The organism is uncultured Sphingomonas sp., assembly GCF_964244265.1.
Taxonomy (GTDB): Bacteria; Pseudomonadota; Alphaproteobacteria; order Sphingomonadales; family Sphingomonadaceae; genus Sphingomonas.
In genome coordinates this window covers 110,581-122,763 of the sequence record NZ_CAXTHV010000001.1, presented here as the reverse complement: position 1 = coordinate 122,763, position 12,183 = coordinate 110,581, and the positions used below count along the sequence as shown (strand labels likewise).

14 protein-coding genes are annotated in these 12,183 nt (G+C 66.0%); 6 read left to right on the top strand and 8 right to left on the bottom strand.

The genetic code is table 11. The features are described from left to right. The first annotated feature begins 42 nt into the window (after positions 1-42). Together ACFE7K_RS00670 and ACFE7K_RS00665 are read left to right on the top strand one after the other, a co-directional pair. On the top strand, positions 43-462 hold the full coding sequence (locus tag ACFE7K_RS00670; RefSeq protein ID WP_375396222.1) for a DUF805 domain-containing protein: 420 nt from the start codon (positions 43-45) through the stop codon (positions 460-462). A gap of 55 nt (positions 463-517) precedes the next feature. Then, positions 518-1,072: a DUF805 domain-containing protein gene (locus tag ACFE7K_RS00665; RefSeq protein ID WP_375396221.1), complete on the top strand. Its 555-nt coding sequence runs from the start codon at positions 518-520 to the stop codon at positions 1,070-1,072. Positions 1,073-1,220: 148 nt separating this feature from the next. Here the strand turns inward: ACFE7K_RS00665 and ACFE7K_RS00660 are convergent, their stop codons facing one another. Further along, entirely contained in the window at positions 1,221-1,847 is a 627-nt protein-coding gene (locus ACFE7K_RS00660) for an NAD(P)-dependent oxidoreductase (protein WP_375396220.1), read from the bottom strand. Between the two features lie 17 nt (positions 1,848-1,864). After that, positions 1,865-2,764 (bottom strand): inositol monophosphatase family protein, encoded by a 900-nt coding sequence (locus ACFE7K_RS00655; protein WP_375396219.1) that lies wholly within the window; start codon positions 2,762-2,764, stop codon positions 1,865-1,867. A 23-nt stretch (positions 2,765-2,787) separates the two neighbouring features. Here ACFE7K_RS00655 and ACFE7K_RS00650 point away from each other — a divergent pair, with 23 nt between their 5' ends. From ACFE7K_RS00650 to ACFE7K_RS00640, 3 genes are all read left to right on the top strand, one after another. Then, positions 2,788-3,402: a TetR/AcrR family transcriptional regulator gene (locus tag ACFE7K_RS00650; RefSeq protein WP_375396218.1), complete on the top strand. Its 615-nt coding sequence runs from the start codon at positions 2,788-2,790 to the stop codon at positions 3,400-3,402. A 271-nt stretch (positions 3,403-3,673) separates the two neighbouring features. Then, positions 3,674-4,294 carry a GTP cyclohydrolase I FolE gene (folE, locus tag ACFE7K_RS00645; RefSeq protein ID WP_375396217.1) on the top strand — a complete coding sequence of 207 codons (621 nt, stop codon included), beginning with the start codon at positions 3,674-3,676 and terminating at the stop codon, positions 4,292-4,294. 20 nt (positions 4,295-4,314) lie between these two features. Then, the gene (locus ACFE7K_RS00640) at positions 4,315-5,064 is read left to right on the top strand and encodes an SDR family oxidoreductase (RefSeq protein WP_375396216.1); all 750 of its coding nucleotides are present in this window, start codon (positions 4,315-4,317) and stop codon (positions 5,062-5,064) included. Positions 5,065-5,068: 4 nt separating this feature from the next. Here ACFE7K_RS00640 and leuA read toward each other — a convergent pair whose 3' ends face one another. Next, positions 5,069-6,733 (bottom strand): 2-isopropylmalate synthase, encoded by a 1,665-nt coding sequence (gene leuA / locus ACFE7K_RS00635; RefSeq protein ID WP_375396215.1) that lies wholly within the window; start codon positions 6,731-6,733, stop codon positions 5,069-5,071. 281 nt (positions 6,734-7,014) lie between these two features. Between leuA and ACFE7K_RS00630 the strand changes: the two genes are divergently transcribed. After that, positions 7,015-7,419, top strand: coding sequence for a BLUF domain-containing protein (locus ACFE7K_RS00630; protein ID WP_375396214.1), 405 nt, complete (start codon positions 7,015-7,017; stop codon positions 7,417-7,419). A gap of 47 nt (positions 7,420-7,466) precedes the next feature. Here ACFE7K_RS00630 and ACFE7K_RS00625 read toward each other — a convergent pair whose 3' ends face one another. The 5 genes from ACFE7K_RS00625 to ACFE7K_RS00605 all read right to left on the bottom strand — a co-directional run bounded on the left by ACFE7K_RS00625 (position 7,467) and on the right by ACFE7K_RS00605 (position 12,168). After that, positions 7,467-8,108, bottom strand: a complete 642-nt coding sequence (locus tag ACFE7K_RS00625; RefSeq protein ID WP_375396213.1) for a YceI family protein — start codon at positions 8,106-8,108, stop codon at positions 7,467-7,469. Positions 8,109-8,239: 131 nt separating this feature from the next. Beyond that, entirely contained in the window at positions 8,240-9,259 is a 1,020-nt protein-coding gene (ilvC, locus tag ACFE7K_RS00620) for a ketol-acid reductoisomerase (protein WP_375396212.1), read from the bottom strand. 31 nt (positions 9,260-9,290) lie between these two features. Then, positions 9,291-9,806, bottom strand: a complete 516-nt coding sequence (locus tag ACFE7K_RS00615) for a hypothetical protein (protein WP_375396211.1) — start codon at positions 9,804-9,806, stop codon at positions 9,291-9,293. Between the two features lie 52 nt (positions 9,807-9,858). Continuing rightward, positions 9,859-10,374, bottom strand: coding sequence for an acetolactate synthase small subunit (gene ilvN / locus ACFE7K_RS00610; RefSeq protein ID WP_375396210.1), 516 nt, complete (start codon positions 10,372-10,374; stop codon positions 9,859-9,861). A gap of 45 nt (positions 10,375-10,419) precedes the next feature. Then, positions 10,420-12,168 (bottom strand): acetolactate synthase 3 large subunit, encoded by a 1,749-nt coding sequence (locus tag ACFE7K_RS00605; RefSeq protein WP_375396209.1) that lies wholly within the window; start codon positions 12,166-12,168, stop codon positions 10,420-10,422. Positions 12,169-12,183 lie beyond the last annotated feature (15 nt).

The window sequence follows — 12,183 nt, the reverse complement described above, 5'->3', positions numbered from 1 at the left end:
TGCCGCCGCGGACAGCCGCAGGAGATCAAACGGGGGAAGCCGATGGAACAGATGTTAGTGCCGCTCAGGCGTTATGCCGACTTTCAGGGACGATCGAGCCGATCGGAATATTGGATGTTCGCCCTGGGTATCGTGATCCTGTACGCGCTGATGGCGGGGCTGCTCGCCCTGGTCGTCGCCGGCATGCCGCGCGGCGGCGGCACGATGGCCGTCGTCTATCTGCTGTACGCCGTCTTTGCCATCGTCCTGCTCGGGCTCATCGTGCCGTCGATCGCGGTGCAGGTGCGGCGGCTGCATGACCAGGACAAGACCGGCTGGCTCGTGCTGATCGGCCTGATACCGTACCTTGGCGGTATCGTCGTGCTGGTGCTGATGTGCCTGCCGGGGACGAAGGGGCCCAATAAGTTCGGTCCCGATCCGCTCGATCCGACCGGCGCGCAGGTCGCCGGGATCTTTCGATGACGAAGCGACGGCGCGTTTCAGGCGCGCCGTCGCGCTTTCGCGCGAGGGGGGTGAGATGCGGTGGATGTTGATGCCGCTCAGGCGCTATGCCGACTTTCAGGGGCGGTCGCGGCGCAAGGAATTCTGGCTGTGGGTGCTGTTCGTCATCCTCGCGTCGGTCGTGCTCAGCGCGCTCGACGCGGCATTCGGCCTGGGCGGAGAAACCACGTTCGATCGGACCAACACGCTGAACTCGGGCAGCGCCGCCTACAATTTCGGCTACAATTTCGGCGCCATGACGCGCACTGGCATCCTGAGCGGGATATTCAGCCTTGCGATCCTTCTCCCCAATCTGGCGGTGCAGGTGCGCCGGCTGCACGATACCGACCGAAGCGGCTGGTGGCTCCTGCTGCCGGTCGGTCCCTATCTGGTCGGGGCGGTGATGATCGTCATGGCGATGATCGCGCCGCAGGCTGCGCTGATCATCGCCGGCGCGGTGTTGGTGGGGATCGGCGTGATCTGCGCGATCGTGCTGCTGGTATTCCTGTGCCTGCCCGGCACCAGCGGCCGCAACCGCTTCGGCCCCGATCCGCTCGCTCCCGATGCCGATCTGGCGCGGACGTTCGGCTAGGCCGGATGGATGGGATAAAGCGATACGAGGTAAGCGAGGCGCAATGGACGATCCGACCTAGGCCAAAGCCAGCGGTCTGACCGCCCGATGCCGCCATTGCGGCGACGATATGCCTAATGAAGCTCGACTATCGCTGTTGCTCGTTGCTTCAGGACCAGACGATGGGCGCTTGCCGCAGCCACTCGTCTCCAATCGCCTGATCCAGGATGAAGCGCGCGACGGTGGCTCGCGACACGCTGCGTCCGTGCGGAACGGAGGGATCGGCGCTGGCCCGGGCTGCCGCGGGCGCACCATCCGTCAGCATGACGGGGCGGACCAGGACCCAGTCGAGGCCACTCGCGCGGACGATCTCTTCCTGCCGGTCCTTGTCCTGATAGACCGTGCGCAGCAGGACGGGCTGGATCAGGCGGTCGTACAGGAAGCCGCCGTGCCCGCGGCTGTTCCCCGCGCCGATGCCGGTGACGCAGATCAGCCGGCGCGTGCCGCCCCGCGTCATCGCGGACACCAGCACACGCGTCGCCTCCGACAATATGTCGACCCGGCCGAAAAGGCTGATCGGCGCGCCGAGCGAGCACGCGACTGCCGAACAGCCCTCCAGCGCCGCGGCGACGGCGCTCGCGTCGCGGGCGTCACCCTCGACCAGCCTCGCGCCTTCTATGTCGCGAGCGCGTTCGACCGACCGCACGAGCGCGACCACCTCGTGCCCATCGGCGACGGCCGTCTCGACGATCCGCCGTCCGGTGCCGCCCGTTGCCCCCAGGACCAGGATCCTCATCGCCTTCCTCCCGCCGATCACGCGACACCGCCGAGCGCTGCGACCATGCTCCCGTGCACGCCGGGACCGGCAGCGACGATGCTGTCGCTCCGCCCGGTCCAGGCCAGCCCGCGAGCGTCGGTGACGATCCCGCCGGCCTCGGACACCAGGAGCGCACCGGCCATCAGCCCGGACCGAACGTCCGAGAATTGCCAGAAGCCGTCCAGGTGCCCAGCCGCGACACGGACGAGCTCGACCGTGGTCGGCACCGCCATCCGCACGAGCAGCGCCGTCTCCAGCATGGCGGCGGCCGACCGCCCATGCCGCCTTCGGGCCTCGGGACCCTCGTCCGGCTTGGCCTGGGCGGTCGAGACCAGGGCCGCGCGCAGGTCCGACTTGCAGGATACCCGGAGCCGCCTCGTCCCCGCGTGGGCGCCACCGCCGCGGACCGAGGAGTAGGTCTCTCCCCAGGCCGGCATCGCCACCGCGCTCAGCACGGGCTCGGCATCGCGCGCCAGCGTGGCGACGACACCCCAGTCGTTCATGCCGTGGACGTGGTTCACGTTCCCTTCGCAGGCGTCGACCACCCACCACTCGCCCGCCGGAATGCGCTCGTCCCCGTCGCCACGCTCCATCCAATGCACGCCCGGCCGGAGGGCGACGAGCGCAGGGCGCAGCACCGCGGTCGATATGGCGTCGTTCACCTCCACGGCCCCGACAAGCGCGGCACCGTCGGCGGGACGGGACTCGGGCGAGAACCGCTCCTGGAGCCGACGTCCGGCTTCCTCAACCGCACCGACTACGCCCCGCAGCAACTCTACGTCGGCCGGCGCAGAACCGGCAGCGATGCCGCTCCCCTCGCGATTGATAACAGCGCTGCAATCTTCCAACTCCGTCCCTCCGATCGTCGAGTGACAGGATTGCGAGTAATCGCTCATAAAGCTACTCGCTTCCCGGGTTCATGAAGAATCGTGCCACCGAAACGGAGCTCGCCCCTCGCAAGACGCCGCGACAGCGCCGTTCGGCGGAGACCGTCGGCGCGATCGTCGAGGCGGCTGCTCGCATTCTCGAGACGGAGGGACTCGGCGGCTACTCGACCAACACGATCGCCGAACGCGGCGGCGTCAGCATCGGATCGCTATACCAGTATTTCGGCAGCAAGGACGCGATCACCGGTGCCCTGATCGCCCGCGAGACGCGGTCGCTGATGGAGGACATGGCTCCGCTCAAGGGTGTTCCGGACGGCCGGGCGGGGCTCGAGCGGATGATCGACATCGCCGTGTTTCACCAGTTCCGACGTCCGGCCCTGGCCCGGCTGCTCGACATGCTCGAAGAACGCCTGCCGCTCGCCGACCAGCTGGGCCGGACCGCAGAGGAGCTCAGGGCCGTGATCCAGCACTGCCTTAACGCGTACGACCGCGACATCGATCGCCGGGCGGTGGAGGATATCCTCGCGGTGGTCCGGGCGATGGTGGACTCCGCCGCCCGTCTGGCCGAGACCGACCTTCCCGGGCTCAGACACCGCGTCGGCCGGGCCGTGTTCGGCTATCTGGACAGCAGGCTTTCTTGTTCGTGAACGGATGTTTGTGGGTGCTGCGTTCGGCGCACACTGGCAGCACCCGCCCGAGCGCCATGGCAAGTGGAAGACGGTGCATCGCTGGTGCCATGCCGGAGTCTGGGAGCGGGTATTCGCGACGCTGACCGCCGACCGTGACAACACCTATCTGTCGATCCGACCTGGAGGTCAGGCCGTCCCGACCCGGATCAGGGTTTTCGCTGGTTTTTAATGGGCGGTGCTCCTAGCTTAGGATATTATTTCGTGCCGTGGAGCCGTTACCGCAGTGCCCTTGAACGAAGACGATATCGAGGATGGCGACCTGGTCGCGTCGTCGCCCAAGATCCCCGTTCCCGATAATGTCGCCGACGCGATCCGCACGCTGATCCGCTGGACCGGCGATGATCCCTTGCGGGAGGGATTGGTCGACACGCCGTTGCGCGTCGCGCGCGCGTGGAAGGAATATTGCCAGGGCTATGACGACGATCCCGCCCGCCACCTGAGCCGGGTGTTCGAGGAGGTCGGCGGTTACGACGAGATCGTGCTGCTGAAGGATATTCCGTTCCAGTCGCATTGCGAACATCACATGGCGCCGATCATCGGCCGCGCGCACATCGCCTATCTGCCCAAGGACCATGTCGTCGGCATCTCCAAGCTCGCCCGCGTGCTGCACGGTTTCGCCCGGCGGCTGCAGGTGCAGGAACGGCTGACCGCCGAGGTTGCCGATTGCATCTGGGAAAACCTGAAGCCGCAGGGGGTCGCGGTCGTGATCGAGGCGACGCACGCCTGCATGACCGCGCGCGGCGTGCGCACTCCGGGCGTGGCGATGGTGACCAGCCGGATGATGGGGGTGTTCCGCTCCGACGATCGCAGCCGCAAGGAAGTCCTGGCGCTGATGGAGTTGATCAACTGAGCAAAAGGCCGCTTGCGCTGGTGACCGGCGGCTGTCGTCGGCTGGGCGCCGCGATCGCCGTGCGGCTGGCGCAGGCTGGCTGGGATCTGGCGCTGCACGCGCATCACGACATCGCGCCCACGCCCAAGATGGCGGCCGTGCTGGCCGCGGCGAACGCCCGCTTCAGAGTCGCCGTCGCCGACTTTGCCGACCTGGCGGCCGCCGAGGCCCTGCTCCCGGCGGTGGTCGAGCAATGGGGACGCGCGCCCGACCTTCTGGTCAACAGCGCGTCGTTGTTCGGACAGGACCGGCTGGCCGATACGACGCCGGCGGCGCTCGCCGAACATTATGCGGTCAATTGCGCCGCGCCGGCCTTGCTCACCCAGCATTTCGCCGCACTTGCCGTGCCCGCCCGCGCGGATGGCGAGCGCTCGGTCATCAACATCGTCGACCAGCGGATCGTGCGTCCGCATGGCGACCAGTTCGCCTATACGCTGTCGAAGATGGCGCTGGCCGGGCTTACCGAGATTGCCGCGCGCGTGCTGGCGCCGGCGATCCGGGTCAATGCGGTCGCCCCCGGCCTGACCATGCCGACCGAGGATTATTCTCCCGAGCTGATCAACCGGCTGCGCACGATGATGCCGCTCCACCGCCTTCCGTCGCCCGACGATATCGGCGACGCCGTTCTATACCTGGCCGGCGCGCGATCGGTGACCGGACAGGTGCTGTTCGTCGATGCCGGCGCCCGCCTGACGCAATGGGACGGCGACTTCACCAACCTGGACGCGTGAACCGTCAGGCGATCCGGTTGGCCGCGCTCAGCACTGCGCGGACGCTGGCGGTGGCGATGTCCTCGTCGATGCCGACACCCCATATCGTCGCGCCATCGGGCGTGCGGCATTCGACATAGGCGGCGGCGCGGACGTCGCTGCCCTTGCCGATCGCATGCTCGACATAATCGGCGACGTCGAGCCTGATGCCGAAGCCCTCGTCCAGCGCGGCAAGCACGCTGGAGATCAGGCCGTTGCCGCGCCCGCTGACCGACCGGTGGGTCCCGTCGACCTGGATGTCCCCGGCGAACAGCCGGTCGCCATTGGTGGCGCGCGTCTCGTCATAGGCGCCCAGCGTCAGCCGCTGCGGCCCCTCGACCCGATAGGTTTCAACGAACGACGCCCAGATGTCGGCGGCGTCGAGCTCGCGGCTGGTGCGATCGGCCAGCGCCTGGACGTGGCGGCTGAAATCGGCCTGCAGCCGCTTGGGCAGTTTCAGTCCCTTGTCCTGTTCGAGCACCCAGGCGACGCCGCCCTTGCCGCTTTGCGAATTGACCCGGATCACCGCCTCGTAATCGCGGCCCAGGTCATGGGGATCGATCGGCAGATAGGGGACTTCCCAGAAGCCGTCGTTGCGCTCGGCCTGCGCGGCGAATCCCTTCTTGATCGCGTCCTGGTGGCTGCCCGAAAAGGCGGTGAACACCAGGTCGCCGGCATAAGGCGTGCGCGGATGGACCGGCAGCTGGTTGCAATAGGTGACGGTGTTCACCACCGCGTCGATGTCCGACAAATCGAGCCCCGGATCAACGCCTTGAGTATACATGTTGAGCGCGACCGTCACCAGATCGCAATTGCCGGTGCGTTCGCCATTGCCGAGCAGGCAACCTTCGACCCGGTCGGCGCCCGCCATCATCCCGAGTTCCGCCGCCGCCACCCCGGTGCCGCGGTCGTTATGCGTATGGAGGCTGATGACGACGCAATCGCGATCCGGGATATGCCGCCCGAAATATTCGATCTGGTCGGCATAGACGTTGGGCGTTGCGCACTCGACCGTGGCGGGCAGGTTGAGGATCAGCGGCCGGCGGGGGGTGGGGCGCAGGACCTCCATCACCGCCGCGCAGACCTCCAGGCTGAAGTCGAGTTCGGCGGTCGAGAAGGTTTCGGGACTGTATTCGAATTGCCAGTCGGTGGCCGGCCGCGCGGCGGCACCGTCGCGCAGCATCTTCGCGCCGTCGACCGCGATCTGGCGGATCTCGTCGCGGGTCATCTGGAACACGATCCGGCGCCAGGCCGGCGACAAGGCGTTGTAGAGATGGACGATCGCCCGCGGACTGCCGCGCAGGCTGTCGAAGCTGGTCTCGATCAGGTCGCGGCGGGCCTGGGTCAATACCTGGATCGTCACGTCGTCGGGCACGCGTCCCGATCGCACCAGCCCGAAAATGAAGTCGAATTCGGTCGCGCCCGCGCTCGGGAACCCGACCTCTATCTCTTTCAGTCCGACCTTGACCAGCAGGTCGAAGAACCGCGTCTTGCGCTCGCCGTCCATCGGATCGATCAGCGCCTGATTGCCGTCGCGCAGATCGGTCGACAGCCAGCGCGGCGGATGCGTTATCGTACGGCTCGGCCATTGCCGGTCGGGCAGGTCGATGGTCGGGAAGGGGCGGTATTTGGTCGATGGGTCGCGCAGCATGGCTCTCTCGCTGGGGTAAGGCGGACGGGTCAGGCCCTTAGGCGGGTTGCGTACGCAGGGCACGCGGGCGAGGCCGCGCCTAAGGGCGCGTAAGTCGAAGCAGCGAAAGAAGGATCGACACGCTCATCGCGAAAACCCGTTAACCGACCGGAGGGCACAAATCCAGTGGATTGCCGCATAAGGCCGAATGCCGGTCGATCTCTACCCCTAACCTGCGTCAAGTTACGGTTGATTCATATGAATGGTTCAGGTTCGGCAAGCACCACAAGCGGAAGATGTTCATGTTGCAGATCGTCTATATCAGCACCGTGGCGCCGGGCGTCGGCGAATCCGAGGTCACAGCGATACTCGCCCAGTCTCGCCGCAACAATGCCGACGCCGGCATTACCGGGCTGCTGTATTTCGACGGCAAGCGCTTCATGCAGGCGCTGGAGGGAAGCGACCTGGCCGTCCGGACGACCTTGGCCAGGATCGCCGACGACCCCCGGCATCGCGCAATGGTGACGCTGTCCAGCCGGATCATCGATCAAAGCGAGTTCGGCGCCTGGGCGATGGCCGCGCGCAGGACGGAGAGGGATCGCGATGCCGTGACCGATCGGATCGACCAACTGGTGGCCGGCGCGGCCCCGGTGGTGCGGGCGCATTTCGAAGGCTTCGCACGGATCCGCCCGGCGACGGCCGCCTGAGCATCTGCCTCGAAACGCGGGAAGGGGCAGGGTGGCGGCGGTGTCCGTCAGTCCTTGGTGAAGCCGGCCGCGATCTTCAGCGTGACGTCGTCACCGACCACCGGCACTCCGAAGCCCAGGCCGAACGCGCTCCGCTTGATGACGCCCTTAGCGGTGAAGCCCAGCGCTTCCTTGCCGCCCATCTGCGGGGGCGTCTTGCCCGCGCCATAGAATTCGGCGTCGAGGATCACGGGCCTGGTGACGCCGTTCAGGGTCAGATTGCCGGTCACCTTCGCCTTTTGCGCGCCGCTGGGGACGACAGAGGTCGAAACGAACGTCGCGTCGGCCGCCGCCGGGCCGAAAAAGTCGGGCTTGCCGCCGGACGCCGACGGCCTTGTCAAGTGCGCGGTCAGCGCGGCATTGACCGTGGTGATCTTCGATACCGGGATCGTCACCGTGACCGTTGCCGCCGACAGTTTTTTGGGATCGAGCGTCAGCTTGCCGGTAATGTCGCCGAACAACCCGAAATAGGGGGTGAAACCCATGTGATCGACGGTCCATTCAACCAGCGTATGGCCGGGATCGACCGTATAGCTGCCAGCCGTGACCAAGGCGGGATTCTTCGATCCCGGCCTGGTCATCGCCTGCTGCGCGATCACGGGGACGGCGATGAGAGTGGTGGCGGCGATCAAGGCTGCAGTATGGCGCATATGGGTGACTCCGTGAGCGGGCAAGTCCCGGGGGGCGGGCAAGTTCTAGCTGACAGGGAGGGTGCCCGCTTGCATCGCCGCCGTCAAACGGTGGAACGGCAACGCAACGTTTCCGTTCGTCGGGACCGGCATCAGTTCCGGTCCTTGTCGACCAGCTTGTTGGCCCCGATCCACGGCATCATCGCGCGCAGTTCGGCGCCAACCCGCTCGATCGGGTGCGCGGCGGCGGCCTTGCGCGCGGCCTTGAGTTCGGGCTGGCCGGCGCGGTTGTCGAGGACGAAATTCTTGACGAAGCGGCCGCCCTGAATGTCGGCGAGCACGCGCTTCATCTCGGCCTTGGTCTCGGCAGTGATGATCCTGGGCCCGGTGGTGATGTCGCCATATTCGGCGGTGTTGCTGATCGAATAGCGCATGTTGGCGATGCCGCCTTCATAGAGCAGGTCGACGATTAGCTTGGTCTCGTGCAGGCACTCGAAATACGCCATTTCGGGGGCATAGCCGGCCTCGACCAGCGTCTCGAACCCGGCCTGGATCAGGTGCGTGATGCCGCCGCACAGCACCGCCTGCTCGCCGAACAGGTCGGTCTCGCATTCTTCCTTAAAGTTCGTCTCGATGATGCCCGACCGGCCTCCGCCGACGCCCGAGGCATAGGCCAGCGCGATGTCGTGCGCGTTGTCGCTCGCATCCTGGTGGATCGCGATGAGGCAGGGGACGCCGCCGCCCTTGACATATTCGCTGCGCACGGTGTGGCCCGGACCCTTGGGCGCGATCATGATGACGTCGATGTCGGCGGGCGGCTCGATCAACCCGAAATGGACGTTCAGGCCGTGCGCGAAGGCAATTGCGGCGCCGGGCTTCATGTAGCCCTTCAGGTCGTTCTCCCAGATCGCCGCCTGGTGCTCGTCGGGCGCCAGGATCATCAGGATGTCGGCCCACCCGGCGGCTTCCTTGTTCGACATCACCCGGAAGCCGGCATCGATCGCCTTCCGGGCGGTCGTCGAGCCGTCGCGCAGCGCGACCGCGACCTCCTTCACGCCCGAATCGCGCAGGTTCTGGGCATGGGCATGGCCTTGCGACCCGTAACCGACGATCGCGATCTTCTTGGTCGAGATCAGGTTCAGATCGGCGTCGCGATCGTAATAGACACGCATTGCTAGCTCCCTTTGATTGACGTGGTTCGATTCAATATCTACGTTCACGAGTCATGCGACCGTCGGTTTTCGATAAAGCCTTCTTGACCTTGGGCAGTCTGGCTACGGGCGCGGGCGTAAGCGCAGCTCTGGCAGGCATAACGTTAGCGGCGGTGCCGGAATTACTGCCCATCGTTGGCGCGGCAATTGGCCTGGCTGTTACGGTATTTTCGGGAGCATTCAAGGAACGCGCGCTGACCGTGCAAACGGCAAGCGCGGAGTCCGACGATTCCGGCGCGGCTGTTTCCTGAATGGGGGGATCGGGGGCAACATCCATCAACCCCTCCCTCTCGGTGGCCGTCCTTATTTCCACCGTGGCGTTCCCGGCATTGCATGTGATTTGGCGGCGCTTTTGGAACAAGCCCGCGAAAACGGTGACGAGCAGCGAGATTGTCGTAATGACGATTACCGGTTCCGGCGCGCCCCAGGCATTATGCCTGATATTATGGCCTATATGGCCCGGCATACTGACCGCCGTCACCGACATGCCGTTATTGTTGTTGCCCACCGGCGTGATCTCGCTCGTCGTCAGCGTTGGTACGATTTTCGACTGGAAATAATCAGGCCGCCTCGCGCCCCCGGGTGATCGCGACGATGCCGGTGCGTGCGACCTCGATCAGGCCGACTTCGCCCATCAGCTCGACGAACTTGTCGATCTTGCTCGTGCCCCCGGTCACTTCGAACACGAAGCTCGACGTGGTCGCGTCGACCACCCGCGCGCGGTAGACATCGGCCAGCCGCAATGCCTCGATGCGATGGTCGCCGCTGCCCTGCACCTTGACCAGCGCCAGTTCGCGCTCGACATGGTCGCCCTCTGCGGTCAGGTCGCGCACCTTGTGGACGGGGACCAGGCGGTCGAGCTGCGCCACGATCTGTTCGAGCACCGGCGGACTGGCTGAGGTGACGATGGTGATCCGGCTGACCGCCTTGTCGGCGGTGATCTCGCTGACCGTCAGGCTCTCGATATTATAGCCGCGCGCGGTGAACAGGCCGGCGATCCGCGCCAGGATGCCCGGTTCGTTGTCGACGATCACGGCCAGCGTATGCCGCTCGGCGGTCTGTTCCTCGATGTGCATCTTAATCCCTCCGCGTCCCGGAAAGGATTTTGCCGATCTCACGCATCACACCAGCGCCTTCGCTTCGTCGTTCATCTCGCCGGAGATTTCGGCGACCTGGAGCATCATGTCGGTATGCGCGGCGCCCGACGGGATCATCGGGAAGCAATTGGCGAGCTTCGCCACGCGGCAATCGACGATCACCGGGCCGTCATGCGCCAGCATGTCGGCAATGCCGTCGTCGAGCTGGTCGCGCTGTTCGATGCGGATGCCCTTCCAGCCATAGGCCTCGCCCAGCTTGACGAAATCGGGCAGCGAATCCGAATAGCTTTCCGCATAGCGGCTCGAATAGGTCAGTTCCTGCCACTGGCGGACCATGCCCATATATTCGTTGTTGAGGATGAAGACCTTCACCGGCAGCCGGTATTGCGACGCCGTCCCCAGTTCCTGGATGTTCATCTGGATCGACGCCTCGCCGGCAATGTCGATGACCAGCGCGTTGGGGTTGCCCAGTTGCGCGCCGATCGCCGCGGGCAGGCCATAGCCCATCGTGCCCAGGCCGCCCGAGGTCAGCCATTTGTTGGGCGCCTCGAAACCGAAATGCTGCGCGGCCCACATCTGGTGCTGGCCCACTTCGGTGGTGATGATCGGACTGCGGGCATGCGTTGCCTCCCACAAGGCGCGGATCGCGCGTTGCGGCATGATCTCGTGCGCCGGATCGATGAAGTCGAGGCTGCGCTTTGCCCGCCAGCCGTCGATCCGCGCATACCAATCGGACAAATCGGGCCTGGGATGCTGGCGCGCTTTCCACACGCGGACCATGTCCTCCAGCGCGCGGCCGACATCGGCGACGATGGGCAGGTCGATGCGGACGATCTTGTTGATGCTCGACCGGTCGATGTCGACATGGGCCTTGCGGGCATGCGGCGCGAACGCATCGAGCCGCCCGGTCACGCGATCGTCGAACCGCGCGCCCAGATTGACGATCAGATCGGCCTGGTTCATCGCCCAATTGGCTTCGTAGGTGCCGTGCATCCCCAGCATGCCCAGCCATTGCGGGCTGGACGCCGGAAAGGCGCCGAGCCCCATCAGCGTCGAGGTGACCGGCGCGCCGGTGATCCGCGCCAGGTCGCGCAGCAATTGCGATGCTCCCGGCCCCGCATTGATGATCCCGCCGCCGGTATAGAGTACCGGACGCTCGGCCGCCGCCAGCATGTCGACCAATTGCTCGATCGCGCCCTGGTCGGCCTTGACCTGCGGGCGATAGGTCTTGTGCTGGATCGGGCCAGGCCGGGCATATCTGGCGGTGGCGACCTGGACGTCCTTGGGGATGTCGACCACCACCGGCCCCGGCCGCCCGCTGGTCGCGATATGGAACGCCTCATGAATGACCGGGCCCAGCCGCGCGGGGTCCTTCACCAGGTAATTGTGCTTGGTGCAGTGGCGGGTGATACCGATCGTGTCGGCTTCCTGGAACGCGTCGGAGCCGATCAGGTGCGTCGCGACCTGGCCGGTGATCACCACCATCGGGATCGAATCCATCAGCGCGTCGGTGATGCCGGTGACCGCATTGGTCGCGCCGGGGCCCGAGGTGACGAGCACCACGCCGGGCTTGCCGGTCGATCGCGCATAGCCTTCCGCGGCGTGCGTCGCCGCCTGTTCGTGGCGAACCAGGATATGGCGGATACGCTTTTGCCGGAACAGGGCGTCATAGATCGGCAGGACGGCGCCGCCGGGATAGCCGAAGATGATTTCCACCCCCAGGTCGCACAGCGCCTCGATCAGGATATCCGCGCCACTTTTCTCGCTCGCCATCGGTTCCAGCCTTTC

Coding starts and splice junctions, on each gene's coding strand:
- ACFE7K_RS00670 (WP_375396222.1), top strand. CDS start 43: ATGGAACAGATGTTAGTGCCGCTCAGGCGTTATGCCGACTTTCAGGGA.
- ACFE7K_RS00665 (WP_375396221.1), top strand. CDS start 518: ATGCGGTGGATGTTGATGCCGCTCAGGCGCTATGCCGACTTTCAGGGG.
- ACFE7K_RS00660 (WP_375396220.1), bottom strand. CDS start 1,847: ATGAGGATCCTGGTCCTGGGGGCAACGGGCGGCACCGGACGGCGGATC.
- ACFE7K_RS00655 (WP_375396219.1), bottom strand. CDS start 2,764: ATGAGCGATTACTCGCAATCCTGTCACTCGACGATCGGAGGGACGGAG.
- ACFE7K_RS00650 (WP_375396218.1), top strand. CDS start 2,788: ATGAAGAATCGTGCCACCGAAACGGAGCTCGCCCCTCGCAAGACGCCG.
- leuA (WP_375396215.1), bottom strand. CDS start 6,733: ATGCTGCGCGACCCATCGACCAAATACCGCCCCTTCCCGACCATCGAC.
- ACFE7K_RS00630 (WP_375396214.1), top strand. CDS start 7,015: ATGTTGCAGATCGTCTATATCAGCACCGTGGCGCCGGGCGTCGGCGAA.
- ACFE7K_RS00625 (WP_375396213.1), bottom strand. CDS start 8,108: ATGCGCCATACTGCAGCCTTGATCGCCGCCACCACTCTCATCGCCGTC.
- ilvC (WP_375396212.1), bottom strand. CDS start 9,259: ATGCGTGTCTATTACGATCGCGACGCCGATCTGAACCTGATCTCGACC.
- ilvN (WP_375396210.1), bottom strand. CDS start 10,374: ATGCACATCGAGGAACAGACCGCCGAGCGGCATACGCTGGCCGTGATC.
- ACFE7K_RS00605 (WP_375396209.1), bottom strand. CDS start 12,168: ATGGCGAGCGAGAAAAGTGGCGCGGATATCCTGATCGAGGCGCTGTGC.